At 70.5% G+C, this 22,138-nt stretch carries 21 protein-coding genes and 1 pseudogene; 7 read left to right on the plus strand and 15 right to left on the minus strand.

From position 1 onward, the window contains the following. Positions 1 to 195: 195 nt before the first annotated feature. Positions 196 to 1,098, minus strand: a complete 903-nt coding sequence (locus BLQ63_RS23870) for a sulfotransferase domain-containing protein (protein ID WP_091040045.1) — start codon at positions 1,096 to 1,098, stop codon at positions 196 to 198. Between the two features lie 131 nt (positions 1,099 to 1,229). Here BLQ63_RS23870 and BLQ63_RS23875 point away from each other — a divergent pair, with 131 nt between their 5' ends. After that, entirely contained in the window at positions 1,230 to 1,775 is a 546-nt protein-coding gene (locus tag BLQ63_RS23875; RefSeq protein WP_091040046.1) for a thioredoxin family protein, read from the plus strand. A gap of 3 nt (positions 1,776 to 1,778) precedes the next feature. Here BLQ63_RS23875 and BLQ63_RS23880 read toward each other — a convergent pair whose 3' ends face one another. Continuing rightward, complete coding sequence (locus BLQ63_RS23880) at positions 1,779 to 2,957, minus strand: amidohydrolase (RefSeq protein WP_091040047.1); 1,179 nt, start codon at positions 2,955 to 2,957, stop codon at positions 1,779 to 1,781. 111 nt (positions 2,958 to 3,068) lie between these two features. On the opposite strand from BLQ63_RS23880, the gene BLQ63_RS23885 reads away from it, so the two are divergent. Beyond that, the gene (locus BLQ63_RS23885; protein WP_091040048.1) at positions 3,069 to 3,743 is read left to right on the plus strand and encodes a GntR family transcriptional regulator; all 675 of its coding nucleotides are present in this window, start codon (positions 3,069 to 3,071) and stop codon (positions 3,741 to 3,743) included. Positions 3,744 to 4,007: 264 nt separating this feature from the next. Here BLQ63_RS23885 and BLQ63_RS23890 read toward each other — a convergent pair whose 3' ends face one another. The 4 genes from BLQ63_RS23890 to BLQ63_RS23905 form a co-directional block, all read right to left on the minus strand. Continuing rightward, complete coding sequence (locus BLQ63_RS23890; RefSeq protein WP_091040049.1) at positions 4,008 to 4,601, minus strand: Maf family protein; 594 nt, start codon at positions 4,599 to 4,601, stop codon at positions 4,008 to 4,010. Beyond that, the gene (locus BLQ63_RS23895; RefSeq protein ID WP_091040050.1) at positions 4,598 to 4,807 is read right to left on the minus strand and encodes an acyl-CoA carboxylase subunit epsilon; all 210 of its coding nucleotides are present in this window, start codon (positions 4,805 to 4,807) and stop codon (positions 4,598 to 4,600) included. Before BLQ63_RS23895 ends, BLQ63_RS23890 begins: the two co-directional genes overlap by 4 nt. A gap of 78 nt (positions 4,808 to 4,885) precedes the next feature. Next, positions 4,886 to 5,896, minus strand: coding sequence for an NYN domain-containing protein (locus tag BLQ63_RS23900; protein WP_218125467.1), 1,011 nt, complete (start codon positions 5,894 to 5,896; stop codon positions 4,886 to 4,888). 255 nt (positions 5,897 to 6,151) lie between these two features. Continuing rightward, positions 6,152 to 7,735 (minus strand): carboxyl transferase domain-containing protein, encoded by a 1,584-nt coding sequence (locus BLQ63_RS23905; protein WP_091040106.1) that lies wholly within the window; start codon positions 7,733 to 7,735, stop codon positions 6,152 to 6,154. A 33-nt stretch (positions 7,736 to 7,768) separates the two neighbouring features. Here BLQ63_RS23905 and BLQ63_RS23910 point away from each other — a divergent pair, with 33 nt between their 5' ends. The 3 genes from BLQ63_RS23910 to BLQ63_RS23920 all read left to right on the plus strand — a co-directional run bounded on the left by BLQ63_RS23910 (position 7,769) and on the right by BLQ63_RS23920 (position 10,337). Continuing rightward, positions 7,769 to 8,572 (plus strand): biotin--[acetyl-CoA-carboxylase] ligase, encoded by an 804-nt coding sequence (locus BLQ63_RS23910; protein WP_218125470.1) that lies wholly within the window; start codon positions 7,769 to 7,771, stop codon positions 8,570 to 8,572. A 56-nt stretch (positions 8,573 to 8,628) separates the two neighbouring features. Beyond that, entirely contained in the window at positions 8,629 to 9,648 is a 1,020-nt protein-coding gene (locus BLQ63_RS23915) for a hypothetical protein (RefSeq protein WP_091040052.1), read from the plus strand. 161 nt (positions 9,649 to 9,809) lie between these two features. Then, a complete protein-coding gene (locus BLQ63_RS23920) occupies positions 9,810 to 10,337 on the plus strand; it encodes a PH domain-containing protein (RefSeq protein ID WP_091040053.1) in 528 nt (175 codons plus the stop codon). 110 nt (positions 10,338 to 10,447) lie between these two features. On the opposite strand, the gene BLQ63_RS23925 is transcribed toward BLQ63_RS23920, so the two are convergent. Together BLQ63_RS23925 and BLQ63_RS23930 are read right to left on the minus strand one after the other, a co-directional pair. After that, positions 10,448 to 10,972, minus strand: a complete 525-nt coding sequence (locus BLQ63_RS23925) for a GtrA family protein (protein ID WP_091040054.1) — start codon at positions 10,970 to 10,972, stop codon at positions 10,448 to 10,450. A 344-nt stretch (positions 10,973 to 11,316) separates the two neighbouring features. Beyond that, entirely contained in the window at positions 11,317 to 13,851 is a 2,535-nt protein-coding gene (locus BLQ63_RS23930; RefSeq protein WP_091040055.1) for a sigma-70 family RNA polymerase sigma factor, read from the minus strand. 360 nt (positions 13,852 to 14,211) lie between these two features. Here BLQ63_RS23930 and sepX point away from each other — a divergent pair, with 360 nt between their 5' ends. Together sepX and trmB are read left to right on the plus strand one after the other, a co-directional pair. After that, a complete protein-coding gene (sepX, locus tag BLQ63_RS23935; RefSeq protein ID WP_143015060.1) occupies positions 14,212 to 15,021 on the plus strand; it encodes a divisome protein SepX/GlpR in 810 nt (269 codons plus the stop codon). A 32-nt stretch (positions 15,022 to 15,053) separates the two neighbouring features. Continuing rightward, positions 15,054 to 15,743, plus strand: a complete 690-nt coding sequence (gene trmB, locus BLQ63_RS23940; RefSeq protein ID WP_091040057.1) for a tRNA (guanosine(46)-N7)-methyltransferase TrmB — start codon at positions 15,054 to 15,056, stop codon at positions 15,741 to 15,743. A 114-nt stretch (positions 15,744 to 15,857) separates the two neighbouring features. Here the strand turns inward: trmB and BLQ63_RS29900 are convergent. From BLQ63_RS29900 to BLQ63_RS23975, 7 genes and pseudogenes are all read right to left on the minus strand, one after another. Then, positions 15,858 to 16,277, minus strand: a pseudogene (locus tag BLQ63_RS29900) (PIN domain-containing protein); the annotation flags it as partial. Further along, positions 16,274 to 16,489 carry a type II toxin-antitoxin system VapB family antitoxin gene (locus BLQ63_RS23950; RefSeq protein ID WP_091040058.1) on the minus strand — a complete coding sequence of 72 codons (216 nt, stop codon included), beginning with the start codon at positions 16,487 to 16,489 and terminating at the stop codon, positions 16,274 to 16,276. The gene BLQ63_RS23950 and the pseudogene BLQ63_RS29900, both read right to left, overlap by 4 nt. 96 nt (positions 16,490 to 16,585) lie before the next feature. Further along, on the minus strand, positions 16,586 to 17,830 hold the full coding sequence (locus BLQ63_RS23955) for a deoxyguanosinetriphosphate triphosphohydrolase (protein ID WP_218125471.1): 1,245 nt from the start codon (positions 17,828 to 17,830) through the stop codon (positions 16,586 to 16,588). A 38-nt stretch (positions 17,831 to 17,868) separates the two neighbouring features. After that, complete coding sequence (locus BLQ63_RS23960; protein WP_143015061.1) at positions 17,869 to 19,704, minus strand: hypothetical protein; 1,836 nt, start codon at positions 19,702 to 19,704, stop codon at positions 17,869 to 17,871. 103 nt (positions 19,705 to 19,807) lie between these two features. Continuing rightward, positions 19,808 to 20,566 (minus strand): MBL fold metallo-hydrolase, encoded by a 759-nt coding sequence (locus BLQ63_RS23965; protein ID WP_091040060.1) that lies wholly within the window; start codon positions 20,564 to 20,566, stop codon positions 19,808 to 19,810. 6 nt (positions 20,567 to 20,572) lie between these two features. Next, positions 20,573 to 21,376: a glutamate racemase gene (gene murI / locus BLQ63_RS23970; RefSeq protein WP_091040061.1), complete on the minus strand. Its 804-nt coding sequence runs from the start codon at positions 21,374 to 21,376 to the stop codon at positions 20,573 to 20,575. Positions 21,377 to 21,585: 209 nt separating this feature from the next. Beyond that, on the minus strand, positions 21,586 to 22,011 hold the full coding sequence (locus tag BLQ63_RS23975; RefSeq protein ID WP_091040062.1) for a hypothetical protein: 426 nt from the start codon (positions 22,009 to 22,011) through the stop codon (positions 21,586 to 21,588). Positions 22,012 to 22,138 lie beyond the last annotated feature (127 nt).

The raw sequence follows: 22,138 nt of genomic DNA on the forward strand, positions 1-22,138 counted from the left end.
GGAGGCCGTCCGGCAACGTGGGGTAGCCGAGACGGCCGGCGGCGGGGCTCCACTCACCTGGCCTGGAGCCCCGCCGCACTTCTTTCCGGCGGGGCTGCGGGCCAGGTGAGCAAGAGCATGGCCCTCGGCCTGGAGACCTGTGCGCAGCACAGGCGCGGAGCACCCGCCGCACTTCTTTCCGGCGGGGCGCCCGCGCTAAGGCCGGTGGAGCCATTCCAGCAGGTCGAGGGGCGCGAGGCCCTCGACGCGCCGCCGGTACGCGGCCAGCTCCTCCCCGGTCAGCAAGTCGCGGGCCGAACCCGAGGTGCCGCTTCTGAAGAACGCGTCGCGGCTGCGCATGATCCCGGCCGGGTCCGGCGCGACCCGCTCCGCGTTCGACTTCATCTCGGTGAACGTCGCCGCCCGCACCAGCGCGGGCCAGCGCTCCTCCCCCACCTCGATCTCCAGCCAGGCCGCGATCCGGCGCATCTCGCCGTCGAGGTCGGCGGCGAGGTCGGCGTAGTGGACGAGCAGCACGTTCGGCTCCTCGCGCCGCGACCATGCGTCGGAGAGGTGCCACATGACGCCTTGCAGCGAGTCGAGCCATTCGCGCGGGTCGGCCTCCTCTGTGGTCCATTCGGCGAGCCATCGGCGCAGGGTCGGCTTCGGCTTCGGGGCCTCGCCGTCGGCCGTTGCGGGTTCGGGGGCGCCGGTCAGTTCCCTGATGCGGGCGCGGTCGAGGTTGAGGTTCTGGTGGTAGAGGGAGACGGCGGCGTCGAGGGGGTGGCGGGCGACGACGATGTACCGCGTGTCGGGGCGGATGGGGACGCCGTCGAGGGGCGTGTGGGTCTTGACGAAGCGGCGGTGTGTCTGGGCCTGGAGCCGCGCGAGCACGACGTCCTGGGGGACGACGAGCCAGTCGAGCCAGGGCGAGATCTCGGACAGCGGTGCGGGCAGGTCGGGGGTCTGGAGTACGAGCAGGGCGCAGATCATCTGCGTCCAGGTGGTGCCGTGCTTGGAGCGGGTGCTGATGACGATGTCCCCTGGGCGGGAGGGGAAGTCGAGCCAGCGGCTCGAGTCCTCGTCCGGGGAGGTGTAACGGTGCGGCGTCTGGGGCATTCGTGCAGCTTAGGAAGTGCTTCGCGGCGCCGCAAGCGGTTTGGGGTCGCGGGACGCGCGCCTCTGGTGCCGGGTCTTCGCACTCCCTACGATGGAGTCCACCGCCGTCTACTTCCAGGAGTGCGATTCTCGTGGCCCTCAACTCGACCATGGTCCCGCTCGGTTCGCCCGCGCCGGACTTCTCGCTGCCGGACCTCGACGGCGGCCTGCGGTCGCTGTCCGATTTCGACTCCCACGCGCTGCTGGTGGCGTTCACCTGCAACCACTGCCCTTACGTGCGGCACATCGAGCAGACGTTCGGCGCGTTCACGTCCGGCCAGACGGATCTGGACGTGGTGGCGATCTGCCCGAACGACGCGGCGAGCCACCCCGAGGACGGGCCGGCGGGCCTGGCCGAGCAGGCGGCCCGCGCGAACTGGACGTTCCCGTACCTGACGGACGAGTCGCAGGAGGTCGCGCGGGCCTACGGCGCGGCCTGCACGCCGGACTTCTTCCTCTACGGGCCCGATCGCAAGCTGGCCTACCGGGGCGCGTTCGACGGTTCGACTCCGGGCAACGGCGTGCCCGTCACCGGGGAGTACCTGGCGTCCGCGATCGAGCTGGTCCGCAGGGGCGAGCCGGTTCCGGTGCCGCACTACCCGTCGACGGGCTGCAGCATCAAGTGGCGCGAGGCGTGAGGCTCAGACGAGGGCGCCGTCTCGGGCGACGATCTGACCGTTCTTGACCACGAGGGTGCGCTTGTGGTGTTCCAGGACTGCCTCGGACGGGTTGCGTCCGGGGACGGCGACGAGGTCGGCGGTGTCGCCGACGGCGAGGCCGTAGCCGTCGATCTTGAGGAGCCTGGCGCCGCCGAACGTGGCGGCTTCGAGGGCGAGTTCGATGTCGGCGTCGCGGCTGAATCCGGCGTTGCGGGCGAACCACTGGGTGCGCTGGAGCATGTCGCCGGTGCCGTAGGGGCTCCACAGGTCGCGGACGCCGTCGTTGCCGATGCCCATGGTCACGCCGGCGGCGTCGAGTTCGCGCAGGGGCAGGATCTTCTTGGGGGCCACGGAGGTCAGGCCGATCCGCAGTTCGGCGAGGTCCGCGATGAGGCGGGCGCGGGTGGCGTCGTCGGCGTCGCAGAGGGCGAAGGCGTGGCTGATGGTGACCTTGCCGGCGTAGCCGAGCGCCCTGGTGCGCTCGATGATGAGGTCGAACTCGTGGATGCCGAGGTCGCCGCCGTCGTGGAGGTGGATGTCGATCTCGGCGCCGTACTGGGCGGCGAGGGCGAAGACGAGGTCGAGGTGGTTCTCGGCGTCGAGGTCGAAGCCGGCGGGGTCGATGCCGCCGACGGTCTTGACGCCGGCTTTCAGGGCTTCTTCCAGCAGATCGGCCGTGCCGGGGCTGACGAGGACGCCGGTCTGGGGGAAGGCGACGAGTTCGACGTCGATGCGCCCGTCGAGGCGTTCGGCGGCTTCGCGGACGGCCTCGACGGCGCCGATGCCGATGCCCGGGTCGATGTCGACGTGCGAGCGGGCGTGGGTGGTGCCGGAGACGACCATGTTGGTGAGCAGCGCGGTGATGTAGTCGGGGTTGGGGACGCCGAATTCGGCGCGGCGGTCGCGGCCGTAGGCGATGGCGGCGGCCAGACCGGGGCCGGCGGTGCGCGGGACCCAGGGGCCGCCCCAGAGGGTCTTGTCGACGTGGGCGTGGGAGTCGACCAGGCCGGGGATGACGACGGCGCCGCCGAGGTCTTCGACGCGGGCGCCCTCGCCGGAGAGCGCGTCGCCGACGGCGGCGATCCGGCCGCCCTCGATGCGCAGGTCGGCGCGTCCCTGGCGGCCCCAGAGCCGGGCGTCGCGCAGCAGCAGGTCGGTCATGTGCAGTTCCTCTCGCCTCAGGTTCCCGCAGTTAACGGTATACCACTATTCTCGACGGTATACCTTTGACGACAGTCCGGCCACCCGCCGGTTCCGTAGGAGAGACAGGTCATGACCCGAGCCGAACAGGTCTACCAGGCCCTGCGCGAGCGCATCGTCACCGCCGGGCTGCGCCCGGGCGCGCGGCTGATCGAACGCGACCTCGCCGCCGAGTTCGACGTCTCGCGCATCCCCCTGCGCGAGGCCCTCCAGCGCCTGGCGACCGACGGCCTGGTCACCACCGTCCCCGGCCAGGGCAGCATCGTCACCGTGCCGACCCCCAAGGACATCGAGGACCTCTTCGACGTCCGCGCCGGCCTCGAACCGCTCGCCGCTCGCCTCGCCGCCGAGCACGCCGACCCCGAGGCGCTGCGGCGCCTGCGCGACTGCGTCCGCCCGCGCGAGGGCGACGAGGCCCGCACCGAGGCGAACGCGGCCTTCCACCGCGAACTCGTCGCCGCCGCCCGCAACCCGCTCCTCGGACAGATCATGGGGCCCTTGGAGGCCCGCATGCGCTGGCTGTTCCACCTCACCGTCGAACGCGACCCCGAGAGCCAGCGCGCCGAGCACGCCGAGCTCCTCGAAGCGCTCGAAGCGGCCGACCCCGACCGGGCGGCCGCGATCTCCTTGACGCACTTGGAGGACGGGCGCGGCCCGACCTTGGAAGCGGCGCGGCGATGGCAGCTGGAGGCGGTCGACGCGCGCGAGGCGACCCGGACCCGCCGCAGGCGAGTCAACGTCGCATGACCGCCGTCGCATGACCGCGATCAGCTCCCCACGACGGCCGCTGACGGCCGCGACCTGTCGCACCCGCGAAGCACGCTTGAAAACGGGGGGCGCTCTACAAGCGAGTGAATGTCGCGTTATCGCCACAGGGTCCGGATTGTCGTACCCCTGAGGCACGCTTGAAACCGGGGGGCCTCCGCCCCGAGCCGGTTCACTCCTGCCCGGAAACCGGGCCTCCTGAAAACCGGAACTCCGGGAAGCCGGGACTCCCCCAAACCGGGCCGCCTACTTCCACAGGTCGTGGAGCGCGATCTCCAGTTCGCCGAGCATGTTGCGCAGCAGCGGCATCGACAGTCCGATGACCGTGCCGGGGTCGCCCTCGATGCGGTCGATGAACGCCGACCCGTAGCCGTCGAGCGTGAACGAGCCGGCCACGTGCAGCGGCTCGCCCGTCGCCACATAGGCGGCGATCTCCTCGTCGGAGACCTCCGCGAAGTGGACCACGGTGCCCGAAGCGCGCACGATCTGGCGGTCGGCGGTCGTGTCGATGAGGCAGTGCCCGGTGTAGAGCATCCCGGAGTTGCCGCGCATCCGCTTCCAGCGCGAGGTCGCCTCCTCAGGGCCCTCGGGCTTGCCGAGGATCTCGCGGCCGAAGTGCAGCACCGAGTCGCAGCCGAGCACGAGCGAGTCCGGGCCGACCAGGTCGAGCACGGCCTGCGCCTTCAATTCGGCGAGCGTCGACGCCAGCTCGGCCGGGTCCTCGCCCATGACGCGGCTCTCGTCCACGCCCGAGACGATCACCAGCGGCTCGATCCCAGCGGCCCTCAGCAGCTCGCGCCGCGCAGGCGACTGCGAAGCCAGTACGAAAGGCCTGCTCAACGGTCGAGACCCTTGCGCGCCGGAACGGAGGTCTCGCGCCAGGAGCGGCGCACCCGCAGCTTCAATCCGGGGTTGGACCAGGAGGCCCGGCGGCTCGGGGCCTCGGACTCCTCTTCGGGGCGCGGCAGGGCCGTGATCAGCCCGACGAGCGCCGCGAGCTCCTCGTCCGTGGGGTTCCCGCGGAGGACCTTCAGCTCCAGACCCATCGTGCTGCTCCTGCCCGTGCCTCGGCGGCGCCGTCGCCCGGCGCCGCTGCAATCGTCAATGTCCCGGTCGTCGACGTTTCAGTCGTCGATGTCGAACTCGCGGTGCACCCGCTCCCAGAACCCGTCGCGGACCCAGATCCGCGCTTCGGGGTGGTCGCGTAGAGAGTATCCGAGTTCCTTCTCGGCTTCCACCAGGAGCTCCTTGTCGATGACCGTCGGCAGCTGCGGCCCCGGCAGCAGGTCCGCTATGTTGTCGGCGCCCCGGGTCAAGAGCCACTTGTGGCCCACGTACTCCCCGATCTGGCGCACCGTCTCGGGGTCGAGCTTCTCACCGGTCTGGGTGGTGCGGACGAACTTCGGCCGAGCGGACTCGGCCTGGGCCAGCGCCTCGGCGGCGTTCATGGTCACGGCCACGGACTGGCGCTGGCCGAAGACCGCGGCCGGGCTCGGCACCCGCACCTCGGGCTGCGCCATCGGGGCCCCGACCATGCCGAGGGTGGCCGCGGCGGCGGTGCCGCTCTTGGTGAAGTAGGCGCGCAGGTCCTCGGACTCGATGGTCTGGACGGTGTCCGACTCCCATACGAGCCGTTCGGCCTGGTTGGTGCCGTACGGGGGTTCGACGCCCCAGAGGTGGACGCGCACGCCGTAGGCCTGGGCGACCTCGACGGCGGGGACCATGTCCTCGTCGCCGGCGAGGAGGATCGCCTCGTGGATGGCGCGGTGGCGGGCGAGCAGTTCCAAGTCGGAGCGGATCTGGGCGTCGACGCCCTTCTGCTGTCCGCGCGAGTTGAGGTTGCCGAGGCGGACCTTCACGTATTCCATGTTGGCGATGACGCGCTGGTCGACGGTGGGCACCCGGTCGCGGGCGGCGTCGAACCAGTACAGGCGGAGCAGTTCACCGTCGGAGAGGGTGTGCGCGGCCCGTTCGATGAGCGATTTGATGAGCTTCTCGGCGTCGACCCGGTAGTCGCGCCTGGAGGTGGCGTCGAGCAGGAGTTCGGCGGCGGCCGCGTAGAGGTAGCCGACGTCGATCAATATGGCGTACCGCCGGGACGGCAGCCCGGGCAGCATCCCTCCGATTGGTGTCATGGCCCACTCCCAACATCCGGCGGGACAATTCGTCCCGCTTCCCCCAGCTGTATAAGACGGTACCCGGATCGGACTCTTGGGATGGGAGTGGTGCGCACCGCCCCGCGTGGCAAAGCGGTTTCGCCCGGTAGTGCGGACCGGACGCGTGTCAGGCTCACCGGATCGGGTGAGGAGACGTGAGGAGGGCGGCGGCCGCGCTCGCGTTGCGGCCCGGCGGGGGCGCCGCGAGCGGCGCCGCCGCCCTCCCTGTCGTCTTCAGAGCGGGATGTTCCCGTGCTTCTTGGCGGGGAGCTCGTCGCGCTTGGAGGCGTTCATGCGCAGGCCGCGCACGAGCATCGCCCGGGTCTCGCGCGGCTGGATGACCGCGTCGATGTAGCCGAGTTCGGCGGCGACGTACGGGTTGTTGAGCTTCTGCTCGTACTCGGACATGAGTTCGGCGCGCTTGGCCTGCTCGTCGTCGGCCTTGGCGAGGTCGCGGCGGTAGAGGATGTTGACGGCGCCCTGCGAGCCCATGACCGCGATCTCGGCGGTCGGCCAGGCCAGGTTGAGGTCGGCGCCGACGCCCTTGGAGCCCATGACGCAGTACGCGCCGCCGTAGTCCTTGCGGGTCACGACGGTGAGCTTGGGGACGGTGGCCTCGGCGTACGCGTAGATGAGCTTCGCGCCGCGGCGGATGATCCCGTCGTGCTCCTGCGAGGTGCCCGGGAGGAATCCGGGGACGTCGACAAAGGAGATGATCGGGATGTTGAAGGCGTCGCAGAAGCGGATGAACCGCGCGGCCTTCTCCGAGGCGTCGATGTCGAGGCACCCGGCGAAGTGCATGGGCTGGTTGGCGACCACGCCGACGGGCTTGCCGTCGAGGCGCCCGAAGCCGGTGATGATGTTCTTCGCGAACAGCGGCTGGGTCTCCAGGAACTCGCCGTCGTCCAGCACCGACTCCAGCACCTTGTGCATGTCGTAGGGCTGGTTGGCCGAGTCGGGGATGACCGTGTCGAGTTCGAGGTCGGTGGCGGTGAGGTCGAGCTCGAAGTCCTTGGACTCGTACGCGGGCGGCTCGTCGAGGTTGTTCGAGGGCAGATACGAGAGCAGGTGCTTGACGTATTCGAGCGCGTCGTCCTCGTCCGAGGCGAGGTAGTGGGCGTTGCCTGCGACCGCGTTGTGGGTGCGGGCCCCGCCCAGCTCCTCCATGCCGACGTCTTCGCCGGTCACCGCGCGGACGACGTCCGGGCCGGTGATGAACATGTGGCTGGTCTGGTCGACCATGACCGTGAAGTCGGTGATCGCGGGCGAGTAGACCGCGCCGCCCGCGCACGGGCCCATGATGAGCGAGATCTGGGGGATGACGCCGGAGGCGCGCACGTTGCGGAAGAAGATCTCGGAGTAGCCGCCGAGGGAGGCCACGCCCTCCTGGATGCGGGCGCCGCCGGAGTCGGAGATGCCGATGATCGGGCGGCCGGTGCGCAGCGCGAGGTCTTGGATCTTGGTGATCTTCTCGCCCGAGACCTGCCCGAGGGAGCCGCCCAGGACGGTGAAGTCCTGCGCGAACACGCAGACCTCGCGGCCTTCGATGGTGCCGTAGCCGGTGACGACGCCGTCGCCGTAGGGCCGGTTGGCCTCCATGCCGAAGCTGGTCGAGTGGTGCTTGCGCAGGGAGTCCAGCTCGACGAACGACCCCTCGTCGAGCAGCTGCTCGAGGCGCTCGCGGGCGGTCCGCTTGCCCTTCTCGTGCTGCTTCTCGATCGCCAGGGGGTTCCCCGTTGCCGCTTCCGAGAGGCGCTCTGCCAGGTCGGCGAGCCGCCCGGCGGTCGTGTGGAAATCGATGTCGGTCACGACTCGGATCGTATCGGCCTTCCCTGTGGCTACGCTATGTGCGTGAGCACACCGACGAGAAAGCCACTGGACCGGCAGGCGCTCTGGTCGCTGTTGTCGGAGAAGTCCGACTTCTGGACCGGGGTTGAAGTGGTTCCGGTCACAGGATCGACGAATGCGGATCTGGCCGCCGCCGCGAAGGAGGGGGCCGGGGAGGGCCGCGTCCTCATCGCCGAGGAGCAGTCGGCCGGGCGCGGGCGCCTGGACCGGCAGTGGACGAGCCCGGCGGGCGCGGGGTTGACCATGTCGTTCCTGCTGCGCCCCACGCTGCCGCGCGAGCAGTGGGGGACGCTGAGCATCGTGACCGCCGTGGCCCTGCGGGAGACGCTCGCGGCGGTCTGCGGGGTGGACGCGAAGCTCAAGTGGCCCAACGACGTCCTCGTCGAGGGCCGGAAGGTCTGCGGGATCCTCGCGCAGGTCGAGGGCGGGGCCGTGATCGTCGGCGCGGGCCTCAACGTCTCGCTGACGGACGAGGAGCTGCCGGTGCCCACGGGGACGTCGCTGCTCATCGCCGGGGCGACCGAGCTCGACCGCGCAACGATCGCCGCCGACTTCCTGGCGCGCGTCGGGGCCCTGTACGCGGCCTGGAACGAGCGCGGCCCTGCCGCGGTGATCGAGTCGTGGCGCCGGAACTCCGACACGTTGGGGCGACTGGTCGCGGTATCGTTCCCGAACGGCCGCAAGCTTTCCGGGCGTGCGGTCGGCATCGACGCCGAAGGCTGCCTGCAGATCGCCGCCGACGGCGGCGAGGGCGCGGTGGAGACGGTCGCCGCGGGCGACATCGTCCACTTGCGGCCGCAGGACTGAACCGGTGCGGCACAGGGCTTCCGAACGAGGGGCTTCCACGACGGAGGAGCAGCGTTTTGGCCGATCAGGCGCGTGACAACGAGGACCCCGAGACCCGGCCGGCCCGGCAGCCGCCGGGCCCGACGGGCCTCGACGCCGAGGGCGAGGGCCTCTACCGCCTCCTGCTGTCCAAAGCGGACGCCTCGGTGTCGCAGCTGGCCGCCGAGTCCGGGCTCCCCTCCGCCCGCGTCCGCAGCCTCCTCATGCGCCTGGTCGACTACGGCTTCGCCACGATGATCGCGGACTCGCGCTTCCGCGCGGTCGGCCCCGACACGGTCCTGGGCGGGCGCATCGCCTCACAGCTCGGCGAGGTCCTGGGCGAATACGAGGCGCTGCGCGAACTCCTCGAGATCCACCGGGCCGGGCCGGGCGCGAACGGCGGCGACCAGGGCAGCTGGGAGGTCGTGACCGGCGCGGTCGCGATCCGCTCGCGCCTGCGCCAGCTCAAGGCGGGCGCCGAACGGCACCTGCGCACGTTCGTCAGGCCGCCGATGGTGCTCCCGGTGCCCGAGGAGGAACTGCACCTGGGCCTCCAGCAGCGGGGCGTGGACCACCGGATCCTGTTCGACCGCATGGTGCTCGACATCGACCCGTACGCCGAGTACCTGCGCCACGCCCTGTCCTCGGGCGACGAGGTGCGCTTCGCCAAGCGGCTGCCGCTCAAGCTCCTGCTCGTGGACGACCGGACCGCCGTGATCGAGGCGCCGGGCGCGGGCAGCCCGAAGGCGATCGTCACCGGGAGCCGGCCCATCGTGGAACTGGCGGGGGCCCTGTTCGAGCAGTTGTGGCTCAACGGGATCCCGGCCTCGACCGCGGCCACCGGCGCCGAGGGCCGGTACGCCGGGCAGATCCACGAGGACGACGCGGTCCTGCTGGGGCTCCTGATCGCCGGGCTCACCGACCAGTCGATCGCGGCGAAGCTCGGCATCGGTCTGCGGACCGTGCAGCGGCGCGTCCGCGAGCTCATGGACCTGGCCGATGTGGACACCCGCATTCAGCTCGGCTGGCACGCGGCGAAGAACGGCTGGGTGCCGTAGGGGCGTGAACGCCGCCGCCCCAACGCGAACGATCGGGCTGTTCCCCCCGCCCGGCGGCCCCTACCCGGAATCGGGGACCAGGGTCCGAAGTCCGGGTGTTGTACTGTGCTTTTGAACAATTCACACCGCCCCCGCCCGTTTCTCACTCCTGGAGGTCCGCAGTGGGATATCCCGACGACCAACTCGCCCGCGGCGAAGAGGTCAAGCTCCACACCCGCCCGCACTGGAAAGAAGGCGTCGGCCCCGTCCTGTGGTTCGTGGTCTTCCTCGCCATCGGCGCCATCGCCGTCACCTATACGACCAGGATCGACGAGTCCTGGGCGATCTGGCTCGTGCTCGCCGAGGTCGTCATCTTCCTCGTGCTCCTGATCTGGCTGTCCGTCATTCCGTGGATCCGCTGGCGCTCCACCCATTATGTGATCACCGACCAGCGCATCATGTGGCGCGAAGGCCTCGTGACCCGCGAGAGCCGCCACATCCCGCTCGCCCGCGTCAACACCGTGTCCTACACCCAGAACGTCTGGGAGCGGATCTTCGGCTTCGGCGACATGAACATCGACTCGGCCTCCGACGACGGCGAGATCAACCTCGTGGACGTCCCGAGGGTCGACAAGACCAAGGCCCTGCTGTACCAGCTCGCCGAGGACGACCGCTCGCGCCGCGCGGGCGACTCCGCCGACGGCGCCTGAGGGCGCATTCGACGAAGCGACGTGAAAGGCCCGCACCGAATCAGGTGCGGGCCTCTTGCTTTGCGGCTCGGGGGCCGTGAGTTGGCGGCCTCGGGGACGCTCGCGGGACGTCAGTTGGCGGGGACTTCGGCGAGTTTCGGGGGATGGCGGAAGACCCACGTGCGGTAGGCGAAGAAGCGGAAGATCGTCGCGAAGCCGACGCCGAAGAAGTTCGCGGCGAGGTTCACGGCCAGCTCGTTGTCGAAGTACTGGGGCCAGACCTGGGCGAGGCCCTCGTTGGCCCACAGGCAGCCCAGGGAGATGAGCAGGCCGATTCCGTTGAAGAAGAAGTAGAGGGCGTACTGGCGGTGGGCCGCGGCGCTGCCGCGGCGCTCGCGCCAGGTCCAGTGGCGGTTCCCGATGAAGGCGACGCTCATCGCCACGATCGTGGAGATGATCTTGGCCCACCAGTAGGACCAGTCGAGGCCCAGGTACATGAGGTTGAACAACCCGATGTCGATCACGTACGCGGTGCCGCCGACGCCGGCGAAGCGGGTGAGCTCGGCGGCGTGGCGCCGGAGCAGGTCGGCGGCTCGCGCGTACAGGCCCGCGAGACCGCGGCGGGTCGGGGGCGGGGCTTCAGTCGAGGTCGGCATCACGCGCCAGAATACCCGGCGCGGCGCGGGAGCGGTACCGCCGAAAATCCGAACCGTCGCACCCGCCGCGCACCCTTGTAACAAGGGGGGCCGAATCTCGACGCACCCGACCTCGGGGGCGGACGGTCCCGGGATGATCCCCGGACAAGTCCCGGAACTGTCGCACCCGCCGCGCACCCTTGTGACAAGGGGAGCCAAGTTGCGACCCGCCCGACCTCGGGGGCCGGACGTTTCCCGGACGAGCCCCTACGTTCCTCGGGCCGTCCCCGGAACTGTCGCACCCCCGCGCCATCGTTGATTCGGGGGCGACCGCGAACCGACACACCCGACCCCGGGTACTGGACTTATCCGGTCATATCGTCGCCCAGTGGCGCCGCGACCGCGACCACGCCGATGATGAACGGGTCGTCGCCCCGCTCGAAGCGGATCACCGCGTCCTCGCCCAGGTCGGCCCCGTACACGCTCACATCCACCCCGAACGCGTACCAGTGCTCGCCGTTCACCGCACCCTGCGCGAGGCAGGTCGCGGGCTCGCCCAGGTACTGCCCGCCCGCGGTGAGCGAGTCGCCGCGGCTGTAGGCCGAACCGCCCCACAGCGTCGCCGCGATGTCCACCGCGCCGCCGTCCTCCACCTCGATCTCGGTGTCGGCCGACGGGGCGCCGTCGTACACGGCGACCTCCTTCGCCGCCGCGCCCGGCTCGGCGTACACCACCGTCAGCGACCACCCCGCGAAGTGGCGGTCCAGGCAGTGCGCGTCGCCGCCGATCGGCCAGTGGTCGCACTCCGAGGTCGGCAGCTGGTGGTTGTCGGTCGCGACCCAGTACTCGCCGCCGCCCGAGACGAGGTCCGTGACGTCCGCGAACGCCTGCACCCCGGGGCTCGTGTCGCGCGTCGAGTCGGCCGAGACGCCGCTCCACGACCCGCCCGGCCCCGCGAGCGAGACCTCCGAGGGCAGGTCCTCGTGCGCCCCGGCCCAGTACAGGCCGGCCCACGCGATCTCGGCGCCGCCCGGAACGTCCAGGACCGCGCCCGACGCTGCCTCGCCCTCGCGCCCGGCGGGCGCGTTCTCGGGCTTGTACGCCTTCATGGGCCAGCGGTCGCCGCCGCCCAGCAGCGACACGTCCCGGCAGCCGGGGATCGAGCAGGTCAGCCACGTGTTCCCGGCGGCCGTCACACCGGTCGCGTCAAGGCTCGCGTAGCCGACGTCGCTGCCCGCGGGAGCGATCGGGATCTGCAACGCGGTGGTGCCGCTGATGCCCGGGCCCTCGACGGTGACCTCGAAGGTCTGGTAGCCGCTGACGTCCTCGTCGATGGTGATGCGCACGTTGGCCTCGGCCGGGTCGGGCATCGCCGGGATCGTGCAGTGGATCGCCGCGTCGCCCTCGGTGCAGGTCCAGCCCGGGTCGGCGGTCTCGGACGCGAGCCCTATCCCCTCGGGCAGGGTGATGTCGAGCGTGACGCGGTCGGAGGCGGGCGCCTGGCCCAGCCCGCGCGGGGCCCCGTCGGCAGTGTTCGGCGATGTCGTGTCCAGTGATTCAGCCCGGTGCGTGGTCGGCGCGTAGCCGCCGCCCGCGGTGCCGCCCGAGTCGGGCGCCTCCAGGCGGATCGGCAGGATCGCCTCGCCGCCCGCGACGAGGCCGGTGGTGCCGAGGCCGTGCTCGATCCCGTAGGCGGCCGGCTCGGCCTCAGACGGGGTCTCCTCGTCCGGGTCGGGCTCGGGGTCGTCCGGATCGGCCGGGTCCTCCGGGTCGGGTTCCGGATCGTCCGGATCGGCGGAGTCCTCCGGGTCGGGCCCGGGCTCCTCCTCCTCGGCGGGCTGGATGAACTCCTGCTCGGGGGCCGCCGCGGGCGGCTCCTCCTCGTCGCCGGTCAGCGCGAAGACCGCCACGACCGCGGCCACCGCGACGGCCGTGCCGGTCGCGACCGTGCCCTTGGTGCCGAGCTGCTGGAAGATCCGCCGGATCCAGTTCAGCGCCCTCACGAAGGGCGCGAATATGAACGCGAGCGCGCCGCCGACCGCGAGCCCGGCCGCCGAAGCGGTCCCTGCCGCGAGGTACGGCGCCGCCGCACCGCCGAGGAAGACCCCGGCGACCACGCCGCGCAGGCCCGAGTTCAGCTCGGTCAGTTCGGCGAACAGCAGGTTGCAGGTGACGCACGAGTCGAGGTGCTCGTCGATCTTCAGCACGTCCCGGTCGCCGAGCTTGCCGCGCACGCGCGCGCCGATCCGGTCGACGGTCCACCGGCACTCCTCGCGCGGGGAGTCGGCCGCGTGCTCGGTCAGGTAGTTCTGGCGCAGCTTCTCGCGGGCGCGGTAGGCCAGCGCGGAGACCCCGTTGGGGGTCATGCCGAGCATGGTGGCGATCTTGGCCGGGGAGTCTTCCTCGACCTCGGTGTGCCACAGGACCATCCGCCAGCGCTCGGGGAGCTTGCCGAAGGCGAGCGCGGCGTACCGGCGCTCCTGGCCCTCGACGGCGGGGTCGACGTAGATCTCGCCGGAGTCGTGGGCGGAGAGGTCGTCGGTGAACTCGACGCGCTTGTCGCGGCGGACGCGGTCGTAGAAGGTGTTGCGGAGGGTCTGGAGCATGTAGGGGCGGAAGGCGAGGTCGGGGCCGCCGCCTTCGCGGAAGGTGTGGAGGAGTTTCGCGAAGGCCTCGGAGACGAGGTCGTCGGCGCCGGCGGGGTCGCGCGAGAGGATGCGGGCGAGGCGGCGCGCGGAGTGGACGTGGCGTTCGTAGAGGACGGCGTAGGCCGTGGTGTCGCCGCCGCGGGTGGCGGCGATGAGCTCGGGGTCGGAGCGGGTCTCGGGGGCTTCGTCGGAGTCCGGCTCGGGGCCTGCCTCTCGGCCGCGGGGATCGCCGGCGGGAACGGTCTCGGGCATCGTTCGCCGGTGCTCCTTCCTTGTTGCGCCGTGCTCGTACCATCGGGGGGCTCGGGCCGTGCTCGTGGGCAAGGTGTTCGAGTTGAGGAGTTTTCGATGTCTCCCTTGGGGTAACGATCGAGAGCGCCTCAGGTTGCGCCCGGTGCGCGCTTCGGATCAAGGCTTCGGCGCGAACTGGACATTGCAGCGAGTTTAGGGCAAAAACCTGCCATAGTCGTTAATTGTGATGCGATTGTGACCAGGCGTGATGGTATTGGGACTTTGGGTTCTGGTTCCAGTCAAGTGTCGGAAATGCGTCACGCGATTGCGTACCTTGGGGTAACGCGCACGGAGCCGAGAACGACGCAGAGGAGGTGAGCGATGCCCGCATCGGTCCTATTGGCCCTGCTGGCCGCGACGGCCCTGCTGGCCCTGACCCCGGCGCTGGTGCGCCGGTACGACCCGGACGAGCGGATGATCGCCGACCGGGCCTCCTCTGACGCCCGCGTGCTCGACCGGGAAGGGCACTCGCCCTCGCGTCCCACGTCGCACCAGACCGTGAAACTGGATGATCCGGACAATTCACTCGACGAGTTGATGGAAGCGCAAGACCTTCCGCCCCAGGGGAAGTCACGCGGGTGGGAGCGGCGCGGCACGCGTCGCGGGGACTCGGTACGGTTGGAGACCTTCCAGTCGTTGACCGGCGAGGACCCCGAGATGCACGAGCAGGCCAGGCTCCGGCAGATGCGCGCCGAATGGTGGAGGCGCCGCCATCGCCGCATCCTCTACGTGCTCATCGCACTGACCGTGCTGGAGCTGATCGGCGTCGTGATCGCCGGACCGGGCTTCTGGATCGGCGCCGGAATCGCGGTCCTGGCGCTCGGCGGCTACGTGTACTTCCTGCGCGAGCGGGCCAAGCAGGCGCGCCGCCCCGCGCGGCGGCCGAAGGCGATGATCACGGCCGAGCCCGAGCACGAAGAGGTCGGCCCGCCCACGTACGTCCCGGAGCAGCCCGACGGCGACGACTTCACCGAGGACGACGAGCCGCGCGAGTCGTACCTGTTCGACAACGGCACCCTGCGCGACGAGGAGCCTCCCCCGCCGCCGCCGCGGCCGGACCCGAGGCGCCCCGACGGGCCCGCCGGCGTGCGCGGCCGCTCGTACGAGGCCCCGGCCAAGCTGGAGCGCTGAGGGCCGCACCACACGGCTAGACTTGCCCGGTTATGCCTGATGAGGAACCGCAGCACCGACACATCCTGACGTTCAACTTCCGCCAGGGACGCAACAAGCCCCGCCACGACGAGGCCTTCGAGCGTCTCTGGCCGCGCTTCGGCGTGGAGTGGACGCCCGAGGACGGCAGGATCGACTTCGCGAAGCTCTTCGGGCGCACCGCCCCGGTGATCCTGGAGATCGGCTCGGGCAACGGCGAGGCGGCCGCCGCGATGTGCGACGCCGACCGCGACCGGGACCTGCTCGCCGTCGAGGTCTACCCGCAGGGCATCGCCGACCTCATGGCCCGCGCCGACGAGCGCGGCCTCGACAACCTGCGGATCTACCAGGGCGACGCCCTGCCGCTGCTGTGGAACGGGATCGCGCCGGGCTCCCTGGACGAGATCCGGGTCTACTTCCCCGACCCGTGGCCGAAGATTCGCCACCACAAGCGCCGCATCATCCGGGCCGAGCACGTCGAGACGATGGCGGGCCTGCTGCGCCCGGGCGGGCTGCTCCACTGCGCCACGGACATCGCCGACTACGCCGAGCAGATGCTCCAGGTCCTGACCGCCGACGAGGCGTACGAGAACACCGCCGAGGGCTTCGCGCCGAGGCCGGACCGCCGCCCGATCACCAAGTTCGAGCGCCGCGGCGTCAAAGCGGGCCGGGACATCTTCGACCTGGTCTTCCGCAGGCTCTGACGGAAGACGAAGGCCGCGCAGGACCTCTTGAAACGAGGCCTGCGCGGCGAATTCGATCAGGCGACGGAAGCGCATCGAGCTGCTGAGCAGGCTTGGAAGGACCCTTCCGCCTAAGCTCCCCTGTTCCGGGCCGAATCTTTCGAGAGCTTGCCCGGTGACGGCCGCGACGCACTCGAAGTCGTTGTCGAGGTGGAGCAGTGTGAGATCGTGAAGCTCCGCGGTCGCCGCGATGAGCAGGTCGATCGGACTCGCACCGCGATGCTGGCCGCGATTCAGGAGTTCCTTCTGCACCTCACGAGCCCTCGCGAACATTCGCTCATCGGCGGGGACCCAGCCGAGCAGACCGAGGAAGATCTCCTCGATCTGGCGACCGTGCTCCCGCGACTTCGCGGTTCGTAGGAATTCGAGTTCTACCGGCATGCACAGTGCAATGAGACCGGCTTCCGCTGCCCGGTCCCATCCATAGTGATTGCCTTCAGGGAGAAGCAGTCTCGTCAATACACTGGTATCGATGAGGAAATTCGCTGGGGTCACGGACGATAGTTCCTCTTGTCCATGAGGAATTCGGTGTCGATCGCTCCGTCGGCAACCAGCTCCCGCAGTCGGGTCAGCGCCATCGCGCGGCGCCGGGTCTCAAGAAGTTCCCTGAGCGCGGTGTTGACGGTCTCCTTCTTCGTCTTGGTGCCGAGCGCCTTGCTCACTTCGGCGAGCAGGTCGTCATCGAGGTCGATCACAGTGCGGGTCATGACCGCACCTCCTTTGATATCTACCATGCCGCGAATGTATATACACAAGGGTACAGCACGGCGGAGGACACGCCGGGTTGAACAATTTTTCTCGGATCAGGAGCCGGTGAGGCGGCGGTGCCAGGATTCGGCCGAGGCGTCGGTCAGCGACGCGACCTGGTCGATGGCGCAGCGCAGCCTCGCGGCGTCGTCCCCCGCCTCGTGCCAGATCTCGGCGAACATGGGCTCCATCGCGTCCGGGCCCCGGTCGCACAGGAGCGCGACCAGGTCGTGGAGGATCTCGCGCTGGCGGGTGTACCAGGCCTCGTCGGTCCTGGGGCGCATCACGTAGCGCCAGGCGATGCCCTTGAGCAGGGCGCACTGGACGCGTTCGCGCTCGGGCACCTCGAGGTCGGCGTCGTAGCGGCGCAGCGGCCCCTCGCCGAAGCGGTCCCTGGTGGCGCGGGCGGCGGCGTTCACGAAGCGGCCCACCATGTTCGAGGTGAAGTCCTTGAGGGCGACCATCGCGCCGAACGAGCCGTCGTAGTCGTGCAGGGACTCCATGACCGGGTCGTGGAGGAGTTCGCGCAGGGCCTCGTTGAGGGAGGCGGTGGACTCCTCGGCGTAGCGGTCGGCGACGTCCTCGCAGACGGCGGCCTGCTCGTCGGCGTCGTCCATGAGCTTGGCGAGGTTGATGTAGCCGCCGTGGAGGCCGTCCTCGACGTCGTGCACCGAGTAGGCCACGTCGTCGGACCAGTCCATGACCTGCGCCTCAAGGCATTTCGCGCCGCGGGGGGCGCCGCCGCGGACCCATTCGAAGACCGGCAGGTCGTCCTCGTAGACCCCGAACTTGCGCAGGCCCGCGTCGGCCCGCCACGGGTACTTGCACGTCGCGTCGAGCGAGGCGCGGGTGAGGTTCAGGCCGGCCGAGCGGCCATCGTCGTCGACCACTTTCGCCTCGAGACGGGTGAGGACGCGGAGGGTCTGGGCGTTCCCTTCGAAGCCGCCGCAGGGGCCCGCGACCTCGTGGAGCGCGTCCTCGCCGTTGTGCCCGAAGGGCGGGTGGCCGAGGTCGTGGGCGAGGCCCGCGACGTCGACGACATCGGGGTCGCAGCCGAGAGCGGAACCCATCTCACGGGAGATCTGGGCGACCTCCAGCGAATGGGTGAGCCTGGTGCGCAGGAAGTCGTCGGTCCCGGCGGTGTGGACCTGGGTCTTGTCGGCGAGGCGGCGGAAGCCCGCCGAGTGCAGAATGCGGGCGCGGTCGCGCTGGAACGGGGTGCGGACCGAACCGGGTTCGGCCACGAGTCTCGCCGCTGAAGGCCAGCGCTTGGCCAGGGGATGGGCAACGGGATCGGTCACGCGTCGAGCCTAGCGCGACCGATCCCGCCACTCTGGTGCTAATCGTTCAGGTAGAGCCGCAGAACGCCGGTGCCGTCGCCGTCCTGGCTGCCGTGGGCCCACGCGAAGGCCGAGAGCGGTTCGGCCCCTTCGAAGTCCTCGGGGTAGGTCTCGGCGGCGGCGTCGAGGTCGACCCACAGGCCGATGGCGGACTCGGAGGGGGCGACGTCGGCGAAGTCGCTGAAGCGCGCGTCGTCGGCGAGCGTTCCGGAGCCGGTCTCGGGGCCGGTGTAGGAGATGTCGGAGCCGTCCACTTCGACGCCGTCGGGGAGGCCTTCCTCGCCGGCGTACTCGTTCAGCGCGTCGACGAGTTCCTGCGCGCGGTCCTCGGCGAGGTGCGCGGAGAAGAACAGGGACTCGGGGTCGGTGTCCTCTTCGGGGTCGAAGTTGCCGGCGACGCTGAGGCTGGAGCCGGCGAGGAGGTCGGTGAACTGGGCGACCGCTTCCTCGATGGCCGCGAAGTCGGGGCCGTAGTCGGTGTAGTCGTCCTCGTACTCGAAGGGCTCGGCCTCGGTGCCGTACATCCAGTAGCGGGAGTCGAGTTCGAGGTAGCGGGCCTCGTCCTCGGCGCTGATGGTGCCGTCGTAGTAGGAGGTCTGGAGTTCGAGGTACTCGGTGTACTCGGCGTCGGTGAGCGGCTGAGCGTCCACGCTCGGCTCGGTGGCCTCGGCGGTGGCTTCGCCCCCGCCGTAGAGGCCCTCGAACGCGCCGGTCCACTCCTCGGCGAGGTCGCCGATGTTCTCGGGGATGTACGCGGTCGCGGCGAAGTCGGAGGCGGGCAGGTCGCCCATGCCGGACATGAGGTCCTCGGAGCCGGTCCAGGCGTCGGCCTCGGACCCGAAGAGCCGGTAGGTGAGTTCGAAGCCCTCGTCGAAGGCGGAGAACCCGGCGATGAGCTGTCCGGAGTAGAGGTCGAGGAACTCCTCGGGGACCTCTTCGCCCATGCCTTCGGCGACGGCGCCGACGGAGGCCATGTCGACCCAGTAGACGACGAGCTGGTCGCCGTCGAGCCAGGAGCGGGCCTCCTCATAGGAGCCGGAGGCGGAGAGCGGCTCGTCGCCGGCCTCGCTCTGGGCGGCGGTGAGCGCGTCGGCCGCGCCGGTCTCGCCCGCGACGAGGAGGACGTGGTCGTCCTCCACGGTGTAGGCCATCTGGTCCTCTTCGACGCCGGCGGCGGCGCGGAGGTCGGCCATGCCGTCCTCGGCCGCACCCGCGTCGGTGCTGGCGAGGCTCACGACGGCGTAGGGCTGGTCCTCGTACTGCCACATGGCGACGCCGTGGCGGTTGCCGAGCCAGGAGGTGAGGTCCTCTTCGGCGTCGACGCCTTCGAGGCCGGACTCCTCGAGGAGATCGGTCAGCAGGTCGTCGGTGGAGTCGTAGTCGAGGTCGTCGAACTTCGAGAGGTGCTCGAGGAGCTTCGGCGTCTGGTCGAACGAGGGGTCGAGGTTGACCTCCATGTACATCGACGCGGTCGACGGGAAGGCCTCGGCCGGGTCGGGGCCCTTGACGAGGACGAACTTGAACAGCACGACCGCGCCGACGGCGGCCAGCAGCACGACCGACAGGATCGCGGCGACCGCGATCTTGGGGCCTCGCCCGCGCCCGGGGGGCGGCGGCGGGACGGGGACGTACCCGCCCGGCGGCACGTAGGGGGGCTGCCCGGGTCCTTGCGGGGCGCCCTGCTCTACGTACGGGTTCGGCTGGGGCGGCCCGTACTGGGGCTGCGGCGCGTACTGCGGCTGCTGGGGCGGCCCGTACTGGGGCTGCTGCTGGTACTGCGGGGGAGGCCCACCGGCCTGGCCCGCGTACTGCTGGGGGTTGGCATCGCTCGACATCCTTCGACGCTACGGCCGCTGCGCATCGTCCGTATCCCGAGAATGTGCCAATCGGGCCGCTGCGGGCCCTGACGGCACCCCGTGTACGAGTGCCGGCGGCGTCTCAGAACTCGTAGACCTGGCCGGGGCGCACGACGTCGACCGGTCCGGTGTAGGCGGCCCGGGCTTCGGCGAGGGTCTGCTCGCGCGAGTTCCACGGCTCGACCAGGTGCGTCAGGAGCAGGCGGGCGGCGCCGGACTTGGTGGCGTACTCCCCCGCCTCCTTGCCGGTGAGGTGCACGTCCTTCGGGTTGTCGCGGCCTTCCAGGTAGGAGGCCTCGGCGAGGAGGACGTCGCTGTGGGCCGCGAGCGATTCGAGGGCCTGGCAGGGCCCGGAGTCGGAGGTGTACGCCAGGGACGACCCGGCGTGCTCGACGCGGATGCCGTAGGTCTCGACCGGGTGGGCGACGCGGTCGACGGTGACGGTGAGCGGGCCCAGGTCGAAGGTGCCCGACCGCAGCTCGCGGAAGTCGTAGACGTCCCGCAGGGACGGGTGGCACAGTTCGCCCTGGCCGCCGTAGGCGGCGACGATGCGCTCGCCGACCCCGGCGGGCCCGTACATCGGCAGCGCGTGCGTGGGCGCCTCGGGCGCGTAGCGGCGCATGACGGCGTAGGCGCACGCGTCGAAGAAGTGGTCGGCGTGCAGGTGGGTGACGATGACGGCGTCGATCAGATGCGGGTCGAGGTGCTTCTGCAGCTCACCGAGCGATCCGGTGCCGAAGTCGATCAGCAGCCGGTACCCTCCGGCCTCCACCAGGTAGGCCGAGCAGGGCGTGTCGGGGGCAGGGAACGAGCCCGCGCATCCGATGACCGTGAGTTTCATGGCAGATCACACCTTGTCCAGTACGGCCGCCGCAGCGTTCGGGAACAGGTTTCCCAGGAACCGGCGCGCGGTCCTGGTGAAGGCCTCCGGGTCGCCGGTCGCGAAGAACCGGTGTTCGGCGGGCGCGGTGCGAGAGGTCAGCAGGTCGTGCTCCGTGAGCACGCGGTACAGTTCACGCGCGCACTCGCTCCCCGAGTTCACCAGGGTCACGTCCTCCCCCATCACCAATCCTATGAGTCCGGTCAGCAGCGGATAGTGGGTGCAGCCCAACACGACCGTGTCGACGTCGGACTGCTGTAGCGGCTCAAGGTACCCCTGGGCAAGGCCCAGGAGCTGTCGGCCGGTTGTCACACCGCGTTCCACGAAATCCACGAACGCCGGGCAGGCGACGGCGGTCACCTTGACGTCCGGGACGGCGTTGAACGCGTCCATGTAGGCGCCCGACGAGATCGTGGAGACCGTCCCGAGGACCCCCACCCGGCCGGTGCGCGTCGTGGCGACGGCGCGGCGGACGGCGGGCCGGATGACCTCTACGACAGGGATGTCGTAGCGGTCGCGGATGTCGGCCAGGCTCGCCGCCGAGGCCGAGTTGCAGGCGATCACGAGCGCTTTGACCTCCTGTTCGACCAGGTGGTCGCAGACGTCGAGCGAAAGCTTGCGGACCTCGGCGATGGACCTGGGACCGTACGGGACATGGGCGGTGTCGCCGACGTAGACGAGTCGCTCGGCGGGCAGCAGTTCGCTGACCGACCTGGCGACGGTCAGGCCTCCGACACCGGAGTCGAAGATCCCGATGGGCGCGTCGTTCATGGGCTCCGAGAGTACGTCCATTCGGGCCTGGATCGCCCCTGCTCGGCACGGGAATGTCGCCAAAATGACAACGTGGCGATCGACACACAAACAGCAAGCGCGGGACGCGATCGTCGGACCCGGGGTAGAGGCTGGGCCCGGTGCGCTTCGGTGCTCTGTCTAGTTTTTACCCACCCTGGGTGGGAGAACTCCGTCCGCGCTCGGCGGGCTCAGGCCAGGCGCAGCATCACGAACGCGGCCAGGAGCGTGATCGTGGAGGCGGCCATGAACATCCAGGGCACGCCGCGGAAGCGCACGGTCGCGAAGGCCATCATGGCGAGCATCATGCCGGCGACGCCGCAGGAGATGAACGCGGGCGTGAACCAGTCGGGTCCGTCGCCGAAGATCTGGAAGAGGCCCACGATCGCGGAGGCCACACCGGCGAGCACGAGCACGAGCGCCCAGGCCGCGACGCCGGCGAGGCGGCGCAGGCGGACCGCGGGGGCCTCGGGCTTGTCCGGGTCGACCGGAGGCGCGGGGGCCGCGGTGGCGCGGACGGCGGCGAGTGGCCCGGTCTCCTTTGGCGGCGCTTCACTTTGACGAGGCAGGCCCGTGGCCTGGCCGATGGTGAAGGTGCTCTGGTCGCCGGAACTCATGCGGCCAGGCTAGCAAGCCACTGAGGACGCCTCAGGATCGCACCGGAACGGAGCGACCCACGCCCCCGAAGGTGGAAAACGATCCGCCGCTTGCCGGCGGCGGCCGCAGTGCGGCCGCGAACTGTCG

The organism is Glycomyces harbinensis (assembly GCF_900101745.1).
Lineage (GTDB): Bacteria > Actinomycetota > Actinomycetes > Mycobacteriales > Micromonosporaceae > Glycomyces > Glycomyces harbinensis.